Origin of the sequence: Sphingobacterium psychroaquaticum, from assembly GCF_004421025.1 — a bacterium.
GTDB classification, from domain to species: domain Bacteria; phylum Bacteroidota; class Bacteroidia; order Sphingobacteriales; family Sphingobacteriaceae; genus Sphingobacterium; species Sphingobacterium psychroaquaticum.
This window is the reverse complement of sequence record NZ_CP038029.1, coordinates 3,839,904-3,859,908: the sequence shown is the minus strand read 5'-3', so window position 1 is coordinate 3,859,908 and position 20,005 is coordinate 3,839,904. Positions and strand designations below refer to the sequence as shown.

The following is a 20,005-nucleotide window of genomic DNA, read 5'->3' as shown; positions in this document are numbered from 1 at the left end:
CTTTATACTTTTGTGCTATGAGGGATAAAATCTATTTTGCATCAGACTTTCATTTAGGCGTGTCACCTCTTGCCGTTTCTCAAGAACGGGAGAAGCAGATCGTAGCGTGGTTGGATACGATTAAGGTGGATGCAAAAGCATTGTTTCTTGTTGGAGACATTTTTGATTTTTGGTTTGAGTATAAGACGGCTGTGCCCAAAGGCTTTGTGCGTTTTTTAGGAAAACTAGCTGAATTATCGGATCTAGGTGTAGAGATTACTTTCTTTAAAGGGAATCATGATATGTGGATGTTCGGCTACCTGAAAGAAGAGCTTGGTGCAAGGATAATCGATAATGAACTGGAATTAACACTGGACGGCAAAAAGTTTTATATACATCATGGTGATGGATTAGGTCCGGGTGATGCGAAGTATAAATTCCTGAAAAAATTCTTTAGAAGTAACATCTGTCAGTGGCTATTTGGCTGCTTGCATCCAAGTATTGGAATTGGCATTGCCAATCGTTGGTCCAGGCATAGTCGCGGAGCGAGTGGCGGAGAGGAGGTCTTCTTGGGTGAAGATAAGGAATGGCTCATATTATACGCTAAAGAAATACTGCAAAAGAAACATTATGATTTCTTTGTGTTTGGACATCGCCATCTTCCGTATGACTTGCCTATTGGTGAAAATAGCCGTGTTGTAAATCTTGGGGATTGGTTTCATCATTATACGTATGCTGTGTGGGACGGTAAAAATCTAAGTCTGGAGAAATGGACGCATTAACCATTATACAACATTTCTTTCCGCTGCAAGGAAAAGATATCGATTTGTTATATCCTTTGTTTGAGGAGGTCGTAGTCCCAAAGAGTACCAATGTAATCGAAGTGGACCGACATTCACACTATTTGTATTTTATTAAAGAAGGATCCTGTCGAATTTTCTATTACAAAGAAGAAAAGGAGGTAATTTTAGATTTTGCTTTTCCTGGTGATGCGCTCATGTCGCTAAATAGTTATGTACATGGTAAAGCAGGCTATGAAAATATCCAAACCATGGAAGATGCAGTGCTCTATCGGGTTAAGGCAAATGCCTTGCAACAGTTGTTTCATGAATCACTAGGGATTGCCAACTGGGGACGAAAGTTGGCCGAAGTGGAGACGTTAAAAATTGAATATAGATTGATGTCAAAACTGTTTAAGACTGCGGCCGAAAGTTACAAGGAGTTATTGGAAAGGGCTCCCGCTCTTATTCATCACATAAAATTGGGTTTTATTGCTTCCTATCTGGGAATCAGTCAGGTCACCTTGAGCCGAATCCGGGCAAAAATTTAATTTTTTAACATTTGTTAAAAATAAATTTTCTGAAAAACACGACCTTTGCATCCTAAAAAGGTTATACAATGAATTGGATTTTTTTAATTATTGCCGGTCTTTTTGAGGTCGGTTTTACCTCCTGTTTGGGAAAAGCGAAAGTTACAACGGGAACGGAGATGTATGGCTGGTATGTCGGTTTTGTTATATGTCTAACCGTTAGTATGGGTTTATTGATGAAAGCAACACAAAGCCTCCCTTTGGGTACAGCATATGCCGTATGGACGGGGATCGGTGCTGTAGGGACTGTTTTGGTGGGTATTCTAGTCTTTAAAGAGCCTGCAGATTTTTGGCGTGTGTTTTTTATTTTTACGCTCATCGCATCCATCGTCGGTTTGAAAGCGGTTTCCGCTCATTAATACCAAAAAATTCTTTACTTTTGTCGCTATAAATTTCGGGGCAAATATGTTGCTGTGAAAAAGTTACACAAGATATGTTAGAAAAATTACAAGCCATAAAGGAACGATGGGAAGAAGTGGAAGCCGAATTGAGCAACCCAGATACCATCAATGATATGAAGCGATTTGCTAAGTTGAATAAAGAATACAAAGACTTGTCAAAAATCGTAGAGCAGTACCATTTGTATAAAAATATGGTAAGCAATATCGATACAAACAAGGACATCTTAGCGAATGAGAAGGATCAGGAGTTGCGTGAAATGGCAAAAGAAGAGTTAGATATTTTGCTTACGCAGAAGGAAGAGAAAGAAGAGGAGATTCGTTTGATGTTGATTCCTAAAGATCCGGAAGATGGTAAGAACGCTATTATCGAGATTCGTGGTGGTACCGGAGGTGATGAGGCCGCTTTATTTGCGGGTGATTTATACCGTATGTATACACGATTCTTTGAAACGAAGGGCTGGCGTACAGAGGTGATGGATGTTACGGAGGGTACTTCCGGCGGTTACAAAGAGGTTGTGTTGAAGGTGATCGGTGACGATGCGTATGGTCAATTGAAATACGAATCGGGTGTTCACCGTGTGCAGCGTGTTCCTGATACAGAAACGCAAGGTCGCGTGCATACCTCAGCCGCATCGGTTGCCGTATTACCAGAAGCGGAGGAAGTGGATGTTGAAGTGAACCCAGGTGATATCGAAATGCAGACATCTCGTTCGGGTGGTGCTGGTGGACAGAACGTAAATAAGGTAGAAACAAAAGTACAGTTAACGCATAAGCCTTCAGGAATTGTGGTCGTTTGTCAGGTGGAGCGTTCTCAATTAGCGAACCGTGAGTTGGCGATGGAGATGTTGCGTAACAAACTGTACGAGCTAGAAGTGCAGAAAAAACACGGAGATATTGCTGCAAAACGTAAAACGATGGTGTCAACGGGTGACCGTTCGGCAAAAGTGCGTACATATAACTACCCACAAGGGCGTGTTACGGAGCACCGTATTGGGTTAACGATGTACAACTTACCAGCTGTTATGGATGGTGATATTCAAGGAATTATCGATGCTTTACAATTTGCGGAGAACGCTGAAAAGATGAAGGACGGCGCCGTAGACTAGGTTTTTTTAAAAAAAGTTTAGCAGTTATCGAAATAAACGCTATATTTGCACACCTTCTCAAGGGAAGGTTTTAGGTCTGGTAGTTCAGCTGGTTAGAATACATGCCTGTCACGCATGGGGTCGCGGGTTCGAGTCCCGTCCAGACCGCTAAAATAGTAACAATAGGAGAAGCGATTTCTCTGATTAATGAAGAACTGAAAATCTTAGGTCTGGTAGTTCAGCTGGTTAGAATACATGCCTGTCACGCATGGGGTCGCGGGTTCGAGTCCCGTCCAGACCGCTAAGAAAAAAGAAGAAGCGATTTCTTCTTAGGTAAGATATTGAAAGTTTTAGGTCTGGTAGTTCAGCTGGTTAGAATACATGCCTGTCACGCATGGGGTCGCGGGTTCGAGTCCCGTCCAGACCGCTTCATTAAATTGTAAAAGCCTTGAGAATATTTTCTCAAGGCTTTTTTATTTTCTACCCATTTCCTTCTTCATAGATCGGTAACGTAATAATAAAGGTTGTTCCGCTATTTGCTTTGGTAATAAAACGGATAGAACCGCCGATACCTGTGACAGTTTGTTTAACGAAAGCAAGTCCCAAGCCTGTTCCGGAACTTTTTGTCGTAAAGTTGGGTTTGAAAATACTCGGAATCACGTCTTCAGGAATACCATAGCCATTATCCTTAATGAGTATACGGACCCAGTTTTCGTTATACAAGTCAACCATAATATCGATCTTATGCTTCTTTTTTCCTTTACTAGCTTCAATTGCGTTCTTGAAGAGATTGTTCAGTGAGCGCATAAACTGGTCATTATCCCCTAAAACATAAATACGTTCCAGATTTGTACTGTTGGATAGCGTAATCATGATATTCACGCTGCTGTTGAACAGGTTGGTTGTCGTTTGTATTTTCTCTAGTATATCGATCTTAATCAAGTTCGTCTCCGGTAATTTGGCAAAGGCCGAAAATTCAGTCGCAATAGTAGATAAGCTATCGATTTGCTCAATGATTGATGTCGAGATGCGGTCAAAGCGTTCTGTAAAACGAGGGTCTTGCTCATTGTAGGAACGTATAAGCTGCTGGATACCCAATTTCATGGGCGTTAACGGATTTTTAATCTCGTGTGCGACCTGCTTAGCCATTTCACGCCAAGCTTTCTCTCGTTCCGCGTCTCGCAGTTGCTTGGCACTCTCTTCCAATTTGATCAACATATAATTATACTCTTTGATCAACATCCCTATCTCATCATTACGTTCCCAATATAGCGGTTCGTTAATCTTGTTGGAAAGTTGGGTCTCCGCTAACTTTGCCCGTACAATATTTAATGGCTCGGTAATTTTACTAGACACGGCGACTGCAATGAAACCGAATAAGATAATAATGACGGTGTAAATATTAAGAATCGTATTCAATAATAAATTTTTGCTTGCTGCAGCCTCCTTTACGGTGTTGTAATACGGAATATTTAGATAAGCTATGGTTTTATACTCTTCGTTCTTTATGGCCGTATATGCCGCTGCAAAATTGAATTTGGAGATTTGCTCTTCTTCGTAAACAACAGATTTGCGTAATGCAGCGAGTTTTGTCAGTGCATCGGGATTGATATAAGAAGAGATTAAGTTCAGGTCAAAAATACGTGGCTGGGTGGAATACATAAGTTTCCCGCGCTTATCAAATAGGTTAAAGTTACTGATAGAGGTCGTAGATACGTCCTTTAAGATTTGGATCAAATCGCTCTCTCCGAAGTCTTTCATACCAGCAACCGTATTTTCAATCTTCTTCGTAATTTCCGCGATTTCACGAAGACGATTCGTTGTTTGGTTGGATTCGAGTTGCCTATTGATACTGACAAATGCAATCCCTCCGGAAATCAAGATTCCTAATAAAACGGATAGGATTACCAGGCTCTGTATACGCGTACTATATTGGATGTTATTGAAAACCTGGCGAAGTTGGTAGCGTATTCTTTTCCATTTGAATTGGGTGCTGGATAGTGTACGTATGGTGTAGCTCAAAAGGTTGAATACACAAAAGAAGCATAAAAGAAAAATAAATACAATAGACCCCAGCGCTAAGTAATCCCATACACTAGGCTTCATCTTACTGAATATGATCGTGGTATACTGATCTGGCTTATAGGCTAAGTGTATATAGTTACTATTGTCTCTAATCTGCGTGAACTTATTTAATTTTTTGGTCGTTTTACGATCATTATTTGGGTAATCAAAATTACCATATTGCGTCACGAGCCCCCCGTCTTTGTAAAAGGCATAGGAGTTACCTTGAAACTGATCGAATTGCTTATTCATAACCCTGTTATCCGAAAGAATCTCGGGATAGGGGATCAAGGTGCCAAAGGAAAGGTTCTTTAAGTTGACGTATACATTAAAAACCTTATCTGGACTATTTAGGTAAGGAATGGTAATATGCGTAAAGTACTCTAAGCTACCCAATTCACTTTTTAGTCTGTAAAAGTTATCTGTGTATGGGATTTTAATGGCGTTTTTGATTACTTTCTCTCGATATTCATTCGCTTTATCGATTCCGTAGTGATCTAAAGGGATACCCTCATTGTTATAGAAATAGGCCTTAAATTCAAACTTGGAAAGATATCCATTTAGATAACGTGTCCGAATGTAATCCTCGATAAAGTGTGCATCACTTATGGTGTCATTAAAGCTTAGGAGCGTTGCCAATTTATGGTCCTCTTTAAGTTCTTTTTCGAAATCCATAAATAAGGAAACTGCATTGGTATCATCCTCCGCCAGTAGGTGTGTTACAGCCAATTTCATGCCTTCCTTTTTACGGATGGTATTATAATAATCATAGGATACCACAGAGATGGAGGAGAGGAGCAGTACACTAACAATAAATATGGAAAGCTTGTAAGGAAGCGAAAATTTATACGTACGATAGGTCCGGAGTAGGATAAGAACCCCAAACAAAATACAGAAAAGTATATTGAGGTCCAGCAGAGCACATGCGATGAGTGAAATTACGATACAGATTAACTGGATATTGAGGATTGCGGTAATCTCCTTATTAAAATACTTAATAAGTTGGGCTATACTGTCGATATACAAGACCAAAGAGGTAATGTTAAAGCACATAATCATGATCGTAAGCCAACCGTAGGAACCGAGGTTCAATATTTTGGTGAAATCGTTTTCATAGAAAGGCGAATGTGTAAGCAGGGTACCCAAATAGTGGTACATGACATATCCCCAAAAATACACAGATAGAATCGCTAGGAGAGAAATAAAGGTGGCGGATACTTTATTGCGTAGGTGTTCCGGCACAGAAATATTATCTTGAATAATCCGGAGAAAGCAGATATACCAGAAGATAACGGCTGTCGTGATGAGATAAGACCATAGGTTCGGTAAAAACTCATTGTAGGCGTAGTATTTAGGATCGAATAGCTCGAGACTCGAGTGAATAGAAAGCCAATTTGTTTTCAGATCAATATAGCGTACAAAGAGGATAACACTCAAAAATAATATTGCAGCTAACCAACCGTGACCCTGTTTGGCGATATGTATACAGATGCTATTGCTGAGAATCAGTATACAGATCAGCGCGGTAAGCCAACATATAAACTGTAGATGGATATATATATTATCCTTTTTTCCATCAATAAGTTTGATGGAAAAAAGGTAGTCGTTTGCCTTACTGTATATGTTTCGAATATTGGTGTTATCATCATACAAAGCGATATCAATATTTTTAACATCGATATTAGACGTGAAACTATTGGTCAGATACTCATTGGTCGTATCAAAGTTACGCTTTATGGGAACCAGAGCGACGACAGAGATGTTGTTCTTTAAGTCTATTTTTTTTAGTAGGAAAGAACGGTTTTCGGATTGAGCAAAAGAGGTTTTGTTTTTTAGTCCAAGATCGGTCACGGGGACATAGATATTATTGGACCAATGTACAAGTTGGTGATTCTTATAGATAAAAAGGAATATAAACTCCTGCGTGAGTTTCTGTGCTAGATCGGCAACTTGAACGGGATACTTTTCTACATTCTGAAAAGTTTTGAGGGAGAGACTGTCCGCCCATATCTCATCGATCCGATCCTCAAATTGATGAATGCGATGTGTCAGCTTATTGGCATCCAGGGCAAGCATATCATCATCTGTTATGGTAAAGTGTATGGTGACAGCGGTGCCTATGAGGGTTAACGTGAGTATAAGAAGAAGTATACGAATCTTTGTCAGCATCCTATATGGTGTTCAAGTAGAAGTAAATATAGTGAAAAAATAAAAATCCCCGCAGCTCGTGCTGCGAGGATTTTCTCTCTTCTCCATACGGGGCATTACTGCCCAGTTTGAATTTTTTATGATTGTACGTGTACATCTTCCTCGCGGAAGAATTTTGCCGTGAGGTACTCACGGTTCATACGTGCAATGTTTGTTAATTTAATGCCTTTTGGACATTCAGCCTCACATGCTCCTGTATTCGTACAGTTACCGAAACCTTCCGCATCCATCTGGTCTACCATAGCTTGTGCTCTTTCGTAGCGCTCTGTTTGACCTTGTGGAAGAAGTGCAAACTGTGAAATCTTAGCTGATACAAAAAGCATGGCTGATGCATTTTTACAAGCAGCCACACATGCACCACAACCGATACATGTAGCCGATTCAAAAGCTTCGTCAGCGATACGCTTCGGAATGGCGATGGTGTTCGCATCAGGAACACCTCCTGTATTTACATTGACATAACCACCTGCTTGTTGGATACGGTCGAAAGCTGTACGATCTACCGCTAAATCTTTCAATACAGGGAATGCTGCTGCGCGCCATGGTTCGATAACGATTGTTTGTCCATCGTGGAAAGAACGCATGTGCAACTGGCATGTCGTGATACCATATTTCGGTCCGTGTGGACGTCCGTTGATTACTAATGAACACATACCGCAAATTCCTTCGCGACAATCGTGGTCAAAGTAAACCGGGTCTTCGCCTTTACGAGTAAGATCTTCGTTTACAATGTCAAGCATTTCCAAAAAGGACATATCGTCCGCAATGTTATTCGCTTGGATGGTCACGAATTGACCTTTTGTTTTATCATTTTTTTGACGCCAAACTTTCAGCGTTAAATTCATATGTTGTGCCATGATAGTCTTTTTAAATACCCAACTACTATTTGTAACTTCTTTGGGTTAGTTTAACGTTTTCAAAAACCAACTCTTCTTTGTGAAGAACTTCTGCTTGATTATCTCCTTTGAACTCCCATGCCGAAACGTATGTGTAGTTCTCATCATCACGTTTCGCTTCACCTTCTTCAGTCTGTGATTCCAAACGGAAGTGACCGCCACAAGATTCATTGCGGTTCAATGCATCATCAACCATAAGCTCGCCCAATTCTAAGAAGTCAGCCACACGTCCAGCTTTTTCTAAAGACATGTTCAACTCTTCGTTCTCGCCTAATACACGCACATCAGACCAGAATTCTTTCTTAAGCTCCTGGATTAAGCCTTTTGCTTTTGTTAGACCTTCAGCTGTACGTGCCATACCACAGTACTCCCACATAATGTGGCCTAGTTTCTTGTGGATATCATCGACAGTTTTTGAACCATTAAGACTCAATAGTCTATTGACATTATTTTCTACTTCTTTACGCGTTTCTTCGAAAGCAGGGTGGTTTTTATCAACTGGTTTGAAGTTTCCTAGCTTCGCTAAGTAATCTCCAACCGTAAACGGAATAACAAAATATCCATCCGATAAACCTTGCATTAGGGCAGAAGCTCCTAAGCGGTTTGCACCGTGGTCAGAGAAGTTACATTCACCCAACGCATATAAACCTGGGATGGTTGTCATCAAGTTATAATCAACCCATACACCACCCATGGTATAGTGCACTGCCGGGTAGATACGCATTGGTTGTTTATATGGGTTCTCGTCCGTAATTTGGTAGTACATGTCGAACAAGTTACCGTATTTCTCACGTACAGTATCTTCTCCTAAACGGCCAATTGCCTCAGCGAAATCAAGGAATACAGCGATACCTGTTTTACCAACACCACGACCTTCGTCTACCATTTCTTTGGCGTTACGTGATGCCACATCACGTGGTACCAAGTTACCGAAAGAAGGATACTTACGCTCTAAGAAGTAATCTCTATCGTCTTCTTTAATGTCAGAAGGATTTAATTCTCCTTTTTGTAGTTTTTGTGATAATTCAACTGTTTTTGGAACCCATACACGGCCGTCGTTACGTAATGATTCAGACATCAATGTTAACTTAGACTGGTGGTCTCCTGTAACAGGGATACACGTAGGGTGAATCTGTGTGTAACAAGGGTTGGCGAAGAATGCACCACGTTTGTGTGCTCTCCACGCTGCTGTTACGTTACAGCCCATCGCATTGGTAGAAAGAAAGAATACGTTTCCGTATCCACCTGTACATAACAATACAGCGTGACCTTCATGCGATTCGATTTTTCCGGTTACCATATCACGGGTGATAATACCACGTGCTTCACCATCGATTTTCACAAGATCCAACATCTCGTGACGTGTGTATGATTTTACTTTTCCTTTACGGATTTGACGGTTTAACGTCGAGTAAGCTCCTAATAATAATTGTTGTCCAGTTTGACCACGCGCGTAGAACGTACGGGATACCTGTGCACCACCGAATGAACGGTTATCCAAAAGACCACCATATTCACGGGCAAAAGGAACACCTTGAGCCACACACTGGTCGATGATGTTTACAGATACTTCCGCTAAACGGTAAACGTTTGCCTCACGTGCACGGTAGTCACCACCTTTAATTGTATCATAGAAAAGACGGAAAACAGAGTCACCGTCATTTTGGTAATTCTTTGCTGCGTTGATACCACCTTGAGCTGCAATAGAGTGCGCACGACGGGGTGAATCTTGGTAACAAAATGTTTTTACATTGTAGCCAAGCTCCGCAAGGGAAGCGGCTGCTGAAGCTCCTGCTAAACCTGTACCAACAACGATAATTGTGAACTTACGTTTGTTAGCTGGGTTTACCAACTTCATCTCAAATTTATGTTTTGACCATTTCTCCGCTAACGGGCCTGCTGGTACTCTTGAATCTAACATATTTTAAATAATTTGTATTTAACAGATAGGGTTAACTATCCTAAATATTATTTAACGAAATAAAAATATAATGGCATTAAAGCAAACCCGATAGGGATGATAACACCGAACAACCAAACACTTAGTCCTTTAATAAGCGGCACATATTTTTTGTGTGCAAAACCTAAGGACTGAAAAGCCGATTGGAAACCGTGAATTAAGTGGAAGGCCAAAGCGATCATGGCAATTACATAAAAGATAACCAAACCAATGTTTTGGAAAGCAAAGTCTACTTGCTTATACAAGTCACGTGCTTTTGTTACTTCCACATTGTTTACAACAGTTACTTGGTAATCGTGAAATTCACTTGCGCTGATTTCTTTGGATGTAACAACACCTGTTGCAAGATCCTTGCTGTATTCAATGTAAGGAGTTTGGTCGTTGTGGTATTTCCACCAGAAATTATTCATGTGTGTCGCTAAGAAAACCAGAATTACGGTTCCTAAGATTCCCATGTTACGTGAATTCCACTTACTGTTTGCCTTACCACCATTTTGAGCGTAGGCAATCGGGCGGGCTGCTCTATTCTTTAATGTTAACACTAAAGCGTAAATAGCGTGAATAATAATAGAAGCGTATAGTAAGTACGATACTACCTTAATCGGGGCAAAATGGGTCATTAAATACGCGTAGTTATTGAACGCATACCCCGCATCATCTTTAAATAACTGCAAGTTACCAATCAAGTGAACTATCAGGAATGTACATAAAAAAATCCCTGTTAAGCTCATGATCAGTTTCCTTCCTATGGAAGAACTTAAAACTGGCTTTGAATTGCTCATTATCCTTATTGTTTTATATTATTTTCGCAAATCTATCTAATTGTTAACACAAATTTGACAAAACTGTAGGAAAATAAATCAATTTAGAATTGTTCTAATCAAATTAAAAAGCCGTATTGAACAGGTCAATACGGCTTTTTAATACGAGGGTAGAACGTTATGTTCGACTTGTTTTTATTATAGAATGGCGATACCTACACCAACAGTCCACATCTTTAATTTTTGATCGTTCGAGCTATTTGCATTTAAGTTCGAAAGACCATGTTCGTAACGTAGATCAATCGTGAATTTACTGATGTCAGCACCGATACCACCGATAATTCCTGTCGATGTTTTTTTGTAGTCATCGAAGTTCGTCACATTACTGATAGTCAGTTTTTCTTTTTGTGCAAAAGAGAATACGGGGCCAGCTTGTAGTCGGAAACCAACTGGACCTAAGCCAATGCGTGTACCTAATAATAGAGGAACATCTAAGCTTTTAAAAGTAACATCGCCAGATTCGTTACCTTCGGTTAATTTAATGCCTGCTTTTTTGCTCGCGTAGTATGCTTCTGGTTGGATATGGAATCCCGCAACACCGATTCTTCCCCAAAGACCTAATTGAAAACCTGTTTTGGTGTCTGAGTTGAAATACTTACCTTCCGTACGGAGGTTTGAAAAACCTAATCCGCCTTTGATACCTAGTTTAAACGAAGGAAGTAACTGTGCCTGTGCGAAGCTAATTGCTGCGATAAAGCAAATTAACGTGAGTAAAGATTTTTTCATAAAAAATATTTTTTTACTTTTAGAACTACAATAATAACGTAAATTATTTAATAATTGTGTGTATGAATATGTTAAAAATATCCGATAGCGATTGGGATATACTGAAGGTTAAGCTTAATCGGAAGTATAACAGCTTGACAGCTGAGGATTTGCAGTATAACGCAGGGGAGGAGATATCACTTGTGGCTCGTTTAGCGAAACGTTTAAATAGAGATACCACCTATGTGGAGTTTACGCTAGCGAAAGAAATGGCTGATCTTTCTTCTAATAGACTGTAATGAAAGATGCCGCAACAATAACGTGGGGAGATTTTGAGAAGGTTGAACTGCGGGTTGGAACAATAGTGGAAGCTGTAGATTTCGAGAAAGCGCGTAGGCCGGCTTACAAGTTAAAAGTTGATTTTGGACCACAAGTAGGTGTTCTTAAATCGAGCGCACAGATTACGAAGCACTATACAAAAGAGGAGTTGGTGGGCCGGCAAGTGGTAGCAGTTGTTAATTTTCCGAAGAAGCAAATTGCTGATTTTATGTCGGAGTGCCTCGTAACCGGCTTTGCTGATGATAACGGAGATATTGTTTTAACATCCGTTGAACGGCCTGTGCCAAACGGTTCACGGTTAATTTAAGGAGAACAGGGCTATGTAGCTGGAGGTTTCTTAGCCTTCAACTTACGTCTTTTAGGAAGCGGACAAACGTAGCCGTTACCCTCTAACAGTGTCGATAAAATGAAGATATATGATTTTGAATCCGGAAGTAGCGATCCGGTGTTGAACGATGAGCTTTATATGCGAGAGGCATTAAAGTTGGCGCAGAAAGCTTTTGAAGAGGACGAGGTTCCCATCGGTGCTATTGTCGTGAGTCAGGGGAAGATAATAGGGAAAGGCTATAACCTAACCGAGCGGCTGAATGATGTAACAGCGCATGCAGAGATGCAGGCATTTACGGCGGCGGCCAGTTTTATGGGTGGAAAGTATTTGAAAGACTGCACCCTTTATGTTACGGTTGAACCCTGTGTGATGTGTGCAGGAGCATCTTACTGGACGCAGGTAAGTCGTGTGGTGTATGGTGCGCCCGATGAAAAGCGAGGTGCGTCAAAATTCGGGAATCTTTTTCATCCTAAAACTAACGTGGTGTCCGGCATATTGTTAGAGGAGTGTGCTACTTTAGTAAAATCATTCTTTCGTAATAAAAGATAAGGTTTGCAGAAAATTGTCTCTCCATACAAACCTTAAGTGGGGCTAAATTGTTATATTCGTAGTACAAATAAATTATAATATTATGGCATTTGAATTAGAAGCTCTTCCGTATGCTAATAACGCGTTGGAGCCACACATTGACAAAGATACGATGGAAATTCACCACGACCGTCACCACCAAGCTTATGTAGATAACTTGAATAAAGCTATCGCGGGTACGGATGCGGAGAATTTGTCATTGGAAGATATCAACAAAAACATTTCTAAGTACCCTGCAGCTGTTCGTAATAATGGTGGTGGACACTACAACCATAAATTGTTCTGGTCTATTCTGGGCCCTAACGCTGGTGGTGAGCCTACAGGTGAATTAGCAGAGGCAATCAATAAAACTTTCGGTTCTTTTGCAGAATTGAAAACACAATTGCAAAATGCTGGTGCTACACGTTTTGGATCAGGATGGTCGTGGTTAGTTGTTAAAGCTGATGGACAATTGGCGGTCACTTCAACTCCAAATCAAGATAACCCTTTAATGGATGTTGCAGAAGTACAAGGTGCTCCAATTTTAGGTATTGACGTATGGGAACATGCGTATTACTTGAAGTATCAAAATAAACGTCCGGCCTATTTAGAAGCGATTTTTAATGTTATCAACTGGGATGCAGTGGCAGAACGCTACAAAGCAGCGAAGTAGTTGATAGTTTGGAGTTCATGGTTTTTAGTTTATAGCTAAAGAACATGGATGTAGGACATAAAAGAAAAACCACCGTATGATACGGTGGTTTTTCTTTTATATGAGATGATTATATAGTCATCTGCTTTGTTTTTCACTCTTTTAGCCCCAAGATTTAGCTGCGTTGAGCTTTTCGGGTTTGCGCCTCTGTTAATTACTCCGTACCAACGACTCTTCTATCCTTGCTCGTCGTATGGATTAGCTACTTCAGCTTCGACACCATTTACCTCAGCTCTGATTTTTGCTTCTAGTTCTTCACTTAAATCTGGATTGTCTAACAACAATGTTTTTACGGCATCGCGACCTTGACCAAGTTTCGTGTCCCCATAGCTGAACCAAGAACCTGATTTTTTAACAATACCATATTCAACACCTAAGTCAATAATTTCACCTACTTTAGAGATACCTTCGCCAAACATAATATCAAATTCAGCGATACGGAAAGGAGGGGCAACTTTGTTTTTTACAATTTTAACTTTAACGCGGTTACCAGAAACTTCGTCTGAGTCTTTGATCTGTGATGTACGACGAATATCCAAACGTACCGATGCATAGAATTTTAAGGCATTACCACCTGTTGTTGTCTCAGGGTTACCAAACATAACGCCAATTTTCTCGCGCAATTGGTTGATAAAGATACAACAACAGTTCGTTTTAGAGATCGTTCCAGTTAGTTTACGTAAAGCTTGTGACATTAGACGTGCCTGTAAACCCATCTTGGACTCACCCATTTCACCTTCGATTTCCCCTTTAGGAACAAGCGCTGCAACGGAGTCAATCACGATCACGTCAATCGCTCCCGAGCGAATAAGATTGTCTGCAATTTCTAGCGCCTGCTCGCCGTTATCGGGCTGTGAGATCAATAGGTTCTCAACGTCGACACCTAATTTTTGTGCATAGTATTTGTCAAATGCATGTTCCGCATCGATGATTGCTGCAATACCACCTTTTTTCTGTGCTTCTGCTACGATATGTGTAGCTAAGGTTGTCTTTCCGGACGATTCTGGACCGTAGATCTCGATGATACGTCCTTTAGGCACACCACCAATACCCAAAGCGATATCTAATCCTAAAGATCCCGTTGAGATAGCTTCGATCGGTTCTACCGCTGTATCACCCAACTTCATGATCGTACCTTTACCGTACGACTTTTCTAATTTATCTAAGGTAAGCTGTAAAGCTTTTAATTTATCTGCGTTGCTCATATTTTTAGTATTTACGAATCAAAAGTACAATTTAAAATGGAATATAAAAATTTATTTTACTAATATTATTAGTTGGCTGTTGGTTGCTATAATATGCCAACCGACAAGAAATATATATTTGGGCGAGTACAAGCCCAGCGCCTACCAACTACCAACCACGAACTACCAACCACGAACTACCAACCACGAACTACCAACCACGAACTACCAACTACCAACTACCAACTACTAAACCTTACCCAACAACTTTATGTGTTTTTTCAAAATACTTGCAGAAGTAAGTAATGGGGCATATTTCGCACTTAGGTTTTCGTGCCAAACAAATGTAGCGTCCATGTAAGATTAGCCAATGGTGTGCAATAGCTATTGTTTCCTTCGGTAGGAATTTCACCAATTGCTTTTCGACGGCAAGTGGAGTTGTCGCACGGCTGGTCAGCCCAAGTCGGTTACTCACGCGAAAGACGTGGGTGTCAACTGCCATAGCTGGGTTGTTATATACAACAGAAGAAATCACATTAGCAGTTTTTCGTCCGACTCCAGGAAGTTTCACTAGATCTTCAATCTTCTCTGGGACAATACCCTTGAATTCATCACATAGCTTTTGCGCCATCCCTACCAGATGTTTGGCTTTGTTGTTGGGATAGCTGACCGATCGAATATAAGAAAAGACCTCATCAACAGAGCTTGCGGCTAAGGTTTCCGGATCAGGATAGCGTTCAAATAAAGCAGGGGTAATTTGATTAATACGTTTATCGGTACACTGTGCAGATAATATTACGGCGACCAATAGCTCGTATGGGTTGCTGTAGTTTAACTCTGTCTGTGCATCTGGATTATGGGTAGAAAAGTAATTTACAAATTCTTGGTACCGTTCCTGTTTTAGCATGAACAAAGATAACGAATTATAAAAACAAAGTCCCTAATTGCTTAGAGACTTTGCCTGCTACTGATGTAGGTTTTTTGAGAAATTTAAGATACGCTCTATTGTTTCTTTACTTGGTTCTTTGACCAATTTGTCTAGCTCTTGTTTCAAGCTATTTTCACAATAGTTTTCCGTTTTTTTTACGGTGATTGCGCGCTCTTCGCCTATTTCAGTATCATTTTTTTGTTGAGTAAAGTATTCTACCATAAGCGTTTTTATTTAGTAAAGTACATATAAAACGCAAGATCAGAATATATATTATTTTTTATTTAACATTTTTTTACTTTTTTTTCTAAAAGGTGCAAAGGGCCAGTTAGATAGTGGCGCTTACTTCTTGTTAAGCAACTTATCAGCCTCGACAATGGCATTATACAAATTTGCGATACCACCAGATACAGAGATCTCGTCTAGGTACACTTTTTTGTTTGATCCATCCACCTTTATTTTAACTTTTTGATCAACTTTAGTCACCGATTTGATGATAATGTCTTTCACTTCTTTTGCAGACAATGTTGGGTAATAGGAGCGAAGAACAGCGGCTAAGCCGGAGACAACAGGAGCGGCCATACTGGTGCCATCTTGCTCTTTATACGTAGATTCTGGCATCGTTGAGTTGATCTTTACTCCCGGAGCAAAGACATCTACAGAACGATAGCCGAAATTAGAGAAGCTTGCTAGCAGCTCATCATTCACAAGTGAAGAGGTTGCTCCCACGGTAATCCAATTGCTCGCTTCGCCTAAGACGGCTTCTAAGCTATCCGTGTAATATTTCGTTGGGTAATTCTTAACGATGTCATTGTCTTTTGCGTCATTTCCTGCGGCGTGCACCAGTAGTACATCATGCTCTTCCGCATAACGAACAGCATCATCTACCGTTTTTTTGTTATATACATAACCTTTGCCGAAACTCATGTTAATCACCTTAGCGCCATTATCGACCGCGTAACGAATACCATTTGCTACATCTTTATCCCGTTCATCGCCATCTGGAACTAAGCGTACTCCCATAATTTGCACATTGTTCGCTACGCCATCGATGCCAATACCATTATTGCGCTTAGCGCCGATAATCCCTGCGACGTGTGTTCCATGATCTGCATCGGGCCCTTTGATATCCGGGTTGCCATAGAATCGTTCTGAAGCATCCTCATAGTTATCGCCCACGATAGGGCGTGAGTCATATTTCTTATTGAGATGGTATTCCGCCTGACTACTGAAGTATTTAACACCTTCCTCCAGATCTTTGTAGAATTTCTCGAAAGTTGTATTGTCCAGTTCACGCTTAGCCATCCGTGCCGCCATTTTCTGACGGTCGGAGACGGCATTGTAGCCCTCGATATCCGCTTTTGTGATCGACGCAGGTTCTTTGCCAATTGCTTTAATCATGATATCTACTTCCTTTTTAAGGTTGCTGTAGTTTAGATTACCGAAATTTGCTTCATCTAGTTTTGTTGTATAAGCGCCAATCATACGTTGATAGGCAACAAATTCTCTGCGTTCGGCTTCGGTCAATGGGGTGGAAGGAAGAACCGATATATACTTCGGTTCATAAATGCGAATTAACCGGGTCATTTCGAGGTTGTCGTATTGTACATTCTCGCCGTTGGCATTGCCTAAGAAATTCCAGCCATGGATGTCATCAATATATCCATTGCCATCATCGTCTACTTTATTGCCCGCTTTCTCGCCGCTGTTTACCCACATGACATCCTTCAGGTCTTCATGCTTGTAATCTACTCCACCATCCAACACGCCAACGATAACAGGAGTCGACTTACGTCCTTTCAGAAGCTCATATGCTTTTTCGGTACTGATCCCCATAATCCCATCCTTCTTGAGGTCTAGGTTATACCAATTTGCAGGGTTCTCGGTTTTCGTTTGTGCGAATCCAAAATATGGGAGTATGCCTATGCCAAGTAGGGCACACCATCTTATTGTTTTAGTCATAGTTCTTTGTTAATGTGTTAACAAACTTAGATATTTTTACTTACATGTAATATGTTTGCTTTTATTAAACGAGGTAATATTTTTGAAACCGACCGGAAAGTAAGCCTTGTTGCATGTACGCCTAACTTTTGTTAAGTTTATGGTCTATTAACCTATTTTATATATGCGTACAATGAGAACGAAAGACTATACAATAATATTACTTATGGGAGCTATTTTGAGTTCTTGCTCATCGCAAGAGCAACGTGATACAGTGGAATGGCCATCGGCGACTGCGCCGCTGGCAGAGGCGAAAGCCTTTAAACGGATTATTCATGGTGATACCGTTCAGGATAACTATTTCTGGATGAATGATTATTTTAAGAAAGGACCTGATTCGAATAAGGTTATTCAATACTTGGAAGCAGAGAATGCGTATACAGCCGCCATGCTTAAAGATACCGAACCGTTTCAGGGGAAGCTGTTTGATGAGATGAAAGCACGGATTAAAGAGAAGGATGAATCTGTGCCTTACTTGGAGAACGGATATTATTATTATCGTCGTACCGAAGAAGGGAAGCAATATTATAAGTTATGTCGCAAAAAGGGTAATCTGAATGCACCAGAAGAGGTGTTGTTAGATATCGATGCTTTAGCAGAAGGTTTTCCGTATTATGCGGTCGGTGGTTTTTCCGTAAGCCCAGACAATAAGCTTTTGGCATATGGGGTAGATACTGTCTCCCGACGTGAATATGTACTTCACGTAAAGAACTTGGAGACGGGAGAAATATTAAAAGATCGGGTGGCACGGACTGAAGGAGACGCTGTATGGGCGAACGATAATAAGACGCTGTTCTACACCGCTAAAAATCCAGTAACGCTATTGAGTGAAAAAATAAAAAGACATACGTTAGGAACAGATGGTAAAAGTGATGTGGTTGTGTATGATGAAAAGGATAACACCAATTATATTGGCGTAGAGAAATCTAAGAATGGGAAGTTTATTCTGATTACTTCGATGGGAACATTGTCTTCGGAAGTGTTTATTCTAGACGCAAACCAACCCAATGGAGCGTTTAAATCATTTCAACCACGGATAAAAGATGTGTTGTATTCCGTTACGGCACTAGAAGATCGTTTCTTGGTGTTAACCAACGATGAAGGAGCATTGAATTTTAAGGTAATGGAAACGCCGTTGGATAAGACGACAAAAGCGAACTGGAAGGAGTTTATAGGACATCGTAAAGATGTGTTGGTGTCAAGCTTGGATGAATTTAAAGATTTTTTAGTCGTATCGGAGCGTAAAAATGGTCTTACGCAATTGTTTGTACAGTCTTTACGCGATAATAATAAACATTATTTGACATTTGATGAGGAAACATATACGGTTTCTTCCAGTACGAATGTTGAATACAATACGGATGTTCTTCGCTATGGATACAGTTCACTGATTACGCCTTCTTCGACGTATGACTATAACATGAAGACCAAAAATAAAGAACTGAAAAAACAACTTGAGGTGTTAGGGGGATATGATAAATCGGCCTATGTAACAGAACGTCTTTTTGCAACGGCAACCGATGGAACGAAAGTACCCATATCGATAGTTTACAAAAAAGGTTTTAAGAAAAATGGACAAGCACCGGTGTTGTTGTATGCATATGGTTCATACGGTATGTCTATGGATCCAACATTTAATTCTTCTAGACTAAGCTTGTTGGACCGTGGTTTTGCTTATGCGATTGCGCATATTCGCGGCGGAGAGGAGATGGGGCGACAGTGGTATGAGGATGGTAAAATGCTAAAGAAGAAAAATACATTTTCTGATTTTATTGACTGTGGAAAATTTCTTATAGATCAAAAGTATACGAGTTCGGCACACCTTTACGCACAAGGTGGAAGTGCAGGTGGTTTGTTGATGGGAGCTGTTATCAATATGGCCCCCGAGTTATGGAATGGAGTAATTGCGCAAGTGCCGTTTGTGGATGTGGTAAACACGATGTTGGATGAAACGATCCCCTTGACAACGAACGAATATGATGAATGGGGAAATCCAAATAATAAAGAGGCCTACATGTATATGAAATCATATTCCCCATATGAAAACATTGAAGCAAAGGCGTATCCAAATTTGTTGGTTACGACCGGGCTTCATGACAGTCAGGTGCAGTATTTCGAACCGGCCAAGTGGGTGGCGAAACTAAGGGTGATGAAGAAGGGGAACAATGTTGTTCTCTTGAAAACTGATATGGATTATGGGCATGGAGGTGCTTCTGGACGTTTTGATTATCTAAAAGATATCGCGCTTAATTATGCGTTCCTTTTCAAGCTGGAAGGTATTAAGAAGTAGTTGGTAGAGAGTAGTTGGTGGTTAGTAGTTGGTAGAGAGTAGTTAGTACGAAGTAGATCGTGCAACGTATTTAAGTAGAGCGGGCTTGATACCCAGAGGGGGAATAGTCTGGTATAGGGCGTAGAGACACCATCTCTCGGGGTTAAAAATAGAGAGAAGGACTTTATA

Annotated in this window: 18 protein-coding genes and 3 tRNA genes; 12 read left to right on the top strand and 9 right to left on the bottom strand. The window is 40.5% G+C overall.

What is annotated here, in order from left to right; all coding sequences use genetic code 11:
- Positions 1–17 precede the first annotated feature (17 nt).
- The 7 genes from E2P86_RS15930 (at position 18) to E2P86_RS15900 (ending at position 3,261) form a co-directional block, all read left to right on the top strand.
- Positions 18–761 (top strand): UDP-2,3-diacylglucosamine diphosphatase, encoded by a 744-nt coding sequence (locus E2P86_RS15930; RefSeq protein ID WP_134433727.1) that lies wholly within the window; start codon positions 18–20, stop codon positions 759–761.
- A complete protein-coding gene (locus E2P86_RS15925; RefSeq protein WP_134433726.1) occupies positions 749–1,309 on the top strand; it encodes a Crp/Fnr family transcriptional regulator in 561 nt (186 codons plus the stop codon). Before E2P86_RS15930 ends, E2P86_RS15925 begins: the two co-directional genes overlap by 13 nt.
- A 68-nt stretch (positions 1,310–1,377) precedes the next feature.
- Complete coding sequence (locus tag E2P86_RS15920) at positions 1,378–1,707, top strand: DMT family transporter (protein WP_134433725.1); 330 nt, start codon at positions 1,378–1,380, stop codon at positions 1,705–1,707.
- A 74-nt stretch (positions 1,708–1,781) separates the two neighbouring features.
- On the top strand, positions 1,782–2,855 hold the full coding sequence (gene prfA, locus E2P86_RS15915) for a peptide chain release factor 1 (RefSeq protein WP_085473175.1): 1,074 nt from the start codon (positions 1,782–1,784) through the stop codon (positions 2,853–2,855).
- 73 nt (positions 2,856–2,928) lie between these two features.
- Positions 2,929–3,002, top strand: a tRNA-Asp gene (locus E2P86_RS15910).
- A gap of 59 nt (positions 3,003–3,061) precedes the next feature.
- Positions 3,062–3,135, top strand: a tRNA-Asp gene (locus tag E2P86_RS15905).
- A gap of 52 nt (positions 3,136–3,187) precedes the next feature.
- Positions 3,188–3,261, top strand: a tRNA-Asp gene (locus E2P86_RS15900).
- Between the two features lie 53 nt (positions 3,262–3,314).
- On the opposite strand, the gene E2P86_RS15895 is transcribed toward E2P86_RS15900, so the two are convergent.
- From E2P86_RS15895 to E2P86_RS15875, 5 genes are all read right to left on the bottom strand, one after another.
- The gene (locus tag E2P86_RS15895; RefSeq protein ID WP_134433724.1) at positions 3,315–7,067 is read right to left on the bottom strand and encodes a sensor histidine kinase; all 3,753 of its coding nucleotides are present in this window, start codon (positions 7,065–7,067) and stop codon (positions 3,315–3,317) included.
- 116 nt (positions 7,068–7,183) lie between these two features.
- On the bottom strand, positions 7,184–7,963 hold the full coding sequence (locus tag E2P86_RS15890) for a succinate dehydrogenase/fumarate reductase iron-sulfur subunit (protein ID WP_200811798.1): 780 nt from the start codon (positions 7,961–7,963) through the stop codon (positions 7,184–7,186).
- A gap of 25 nt (positions 7,964–7,988) precedes the next feature.
- Positions 7,989–9,923, bottom strand: a complete 1,935-nt coding sequence (locus E2P86_RS15885) for a fumarate reductase/succinate dehydrogenase flavoprotein subunit (protein ID WP_134433723.1) — start codon at positions 9,921–9,923, stop codon at positions 7,989–7,991.
- A gap of 47 nt (positions 9,924–9,970) precedes the next feature.
- Positions 9,971–10,744 carry a succinate dehydrogenase cytochrome b subunit gene (locus tag E2P86_RS15880; protein ID WP_085473172.1) on the bottom strand — a complete coding sequence of 258 codons (774 nt, stop codon included), beginning with the start codon at positions 10,742–10,744 and terminating at the stop codon, positions 9,971–9,973.
- Between the two features lie 177 nt (positions 10,745–10,921).
- Complete coding sequence (locus E2P86_RS15875; protein ID WP_085473171.1) at positions 10,922–11,509, bottom strand: porin family protein; 588 nt, start codon at positions 11,507–11,509, stop codon at positions 10,922–10,924.
- A gap of 62 nt (positions 11,510–11,571) precedes the next feature.
- Here E2P86_RS15875 and E2P86_RS15870 point away from each other — a divergent pair, with 62 nt between their 5' ends.
- From E2P86_RS15870 to E2P86_RS15855, 4 genes are all read left to right on the top strand, one after another.
- On the top strand, positions 11,572–11,787 hold the full coding sequence (locus tag E2P86_RS15870; RefSeq protein WP_085473170.1) for a hypothetical protein: 216 nt from the start codon (positions 11,572–11,574) through the stop codon (positions 11,785–11,787).
- Entirely contained in the window at positions 11,787–12,134 is a 348-nt protein-coding gene (locus E2P86_RS15865; protein WP_134433722.1) for a tRNA-binding protein, read from the top strand. Before E2P86_RS15870 ends, E2P86_RS15865 begins: the two co-directional genes overlap by 1 nt.
- Positions 12,135–12,233: 99 nt before the next feature.
- Positions 12,234–12,704, top strand: coding sequence for a nucleoside deaminase (locus E2P86_RS15860; protein ID WP_085473168.1), 471 nt, complete (start codon positions 12,234–12,236; stop codon positions 12,702–12,704).
- Between the two features lie 82 nt (positions 12,705–12,786).
- The gene (locus E2P86_RS15855; protein WP_085473167.1) at positions 12,787–13,395 is read left to right on the top strand and encodes a superoxide dismutase; all 609 of its coding nucleotides are present in this window, start codon (positions 12,787–12,789) and stop codon (positions 13,393–13,395) included.
- 215 nt (positions 13,396–13,610) lie between these two features.
- Here E2P86_RS15855 and recA read toward each other — a convergent pair whose 3' ends face one another.
- The 4 genes from recA to E2P86_RS15830 form a co-directional block, all read right to left on the bottom strand.
- Positions 13,611–14,639 (bottom strand): recombinase RecA, encoded by a 1,029-nt coding sequence (gene recA / locus E2P86_RS15850; RefSeq protein ID WP_085473166.1) that lies wholly within the window; start codon positions 14,637–14,639, stop codon positions 13,611–13,613.
- 235 nt (positions 14,640–14,874) lie between these two features.
- Positions 14,875–15,525, bottom strand: a complete 651-nt coding sequence (nth, locus tag E2P86_RS15840) for an endonuclease III (protein ID WP_085473165.1) — start codon at positions 15,523–15,525, stop codon at positions 14,875–14,877.
- A gap of 57 nt (positions 15,526–15,582) precedes the next feature.
- Positions 15,583–15,768, bottom strand: a complete 186-nt coding sequence (locus tag E2P86_RS15835; protein ID WP_134433720.1) for a hypothetical protein — start codon at positions 15,766–15,768, stop codon at positions 15,583–15,585.
- Positions 15,769–15,888: 120 nt separating this feature from the next.
- Positions 15,889–17,508: a S8 family peptidase gene (locus E2P86_RS15830; RefSeq protein ID WP_085473163.1), complete on the bottom strand. Its 1,620-nt coding sequence runs from the start codon at positions 17,506–17,508 to the stop codon at positions 15,889–15,891.
- Positions 17,509–17,671: 163 nt separating this feature from the next.
- On the opposite strand from E2P86_RS15830, the gene E2P86_RS15825 reads away from it, so the two are divergent.
- Entirely contained in the window at positions 17,672–19,837 is a 2,166-nt protein-coding gene (locus E2P86_RS15825; RefSeq protein WP_240775528.1) for a S9 family peptidase, read from the top strand.
- Positions 19,838–20,005: the final 168 nt, after the last annotated feature.

What these genes read in the sequence shown, in the direction of transcription:
- E2P86_RS15925 (WP_134433726.1), top strand. Translation starts at nt 749, where the DNA reads ATGGACGCATTAACCATTATACAACATTTCTTTCCGCTGCAAGGAAAA.
- E2P86_RS15885 (WP_134433723.1), bottom strand. Translation starts at nt 9,923, where the DNA reads ATGTTAGATTCAAGAGTACCAGCAGGCCCGTTAGCGGAGAAATGGTCA.
- E2P86_RS15930 (WP_134433727.1), top strand. Translation starts at nt 18, where the DNA reads ATGAGGGATAAAATCTATTTTGCATCAGACTTTCATTTAGGCGTGTCA.
- E2P86_RS15830 (WP_085473163.1), bottom strand. Translation starts at nt 17,508, where the DNA reads ATGACTAAAACAATAAGATGGTGTGCCCTACTTGGCATAGGCATACTC.
- E2P86_RS15895 (WP_134433724.1), bottom strand. Translation starts at nt 7,067, where the DNA reads ATGCTGACAAAGATTCGTATACTTCTTCTTATACTCACGTTAACCCTC.
- prfA (WP_085473175.1), top strand. Translation starts at nt 1,782, where the DNA reads ATGTTAGAAAAATTACAAGCCATAAAGGAACGATGGGAAGAAGTGGAA.
- recA (WP_085473166.1), bottom strand. Translation starts at nt 14,639, where the DNA reads ATGAGCAACGCAGATAAATTAAAAGCTTTACAGCTTACCTTAGATAAA.
- E2P86_RS15920 (WP_134433725.1), top strand. Translation starts at nt 1,378, where the DNA reads ATGAATTGGATTTTTTTAATTATTGCCGGTCTTTTTGAGGTCGGTTTT.
- E2P86_RS15890 (WP_200811798.1), bottom strand. Translation starts at nt 7,963, where the DNA reads ATGGCACAACATATGAATTTAACGCTGAAAGTTTGGCGTCAAAAAAAT.
- E2P86_RS15825 (WP_240775528.1), top strand. Translation starts at nt 17,672, where the DNA reads ATGCGTACAATGAGAACGAAAGACTATACAATAATATTACTTATGGGA.
- E2P86_RS15855 (WP_085473167.1), top strand. Translation starts at nt 12,787, where the DNA reads ATGGCATTTGAATTAGAAGCTCTTCCGTATGCTAATAACGCGTTGGAG.
- E2P86_RS15880 (WP_085473172.1), bottom strand. Translation starts at nt 10,744, where the DNA reads ATGAGCAATTCAAAGCCAGTTTTAAGTTCTTCCATAGGAAGGAAACTG.
- E2P86_RS15835 (WP_134433720.1), bottom strand. Translation starts at nt 15,768, where the DNA reads ATGGTAGAATACTTTACTCAACAAAAAAATGATACTGAAATAGGCGAA.
- E2P86_RS15860 (WP_085473168.1), top strand. Translation starts at nt 12,234, where the DNA reads ATGAAGATATATGATTTTGAATCCGGAAGTAGCGATCCGGTGTTGAAC.
- E2P86_RS15875 (WP_085473171.1), bottom strand. Translation starts at nt 11,509, where the DNA reads ATGAAAAAATCTTTACTCACGTTAATTTGCTTTATCGCAGCAATTAGC.
- E2P86_RS15870 (WP_085473170.1), top strand. Translation starts at nt 11,572, where the DNA reads ATGAATATGTTAAAAATATCCGATAGCGATTGGGATATACTGAAGGTT.
- E2P86_RS15865 (WP_134433722.1), top strand. Translation starts at nt 11,787, where the DNA reads ATGAAAGATGCCGCAACAATAACGTGGGGAGATTTTGAGAAGGTTGAA.
- nth (WP_085473165.1), bottom strand. Translation starts at nt 15,525, where the DNA reads ATGCTAAAACAGGAACGGTACCAAGAATTTGTAAATTACTTTTCTACC.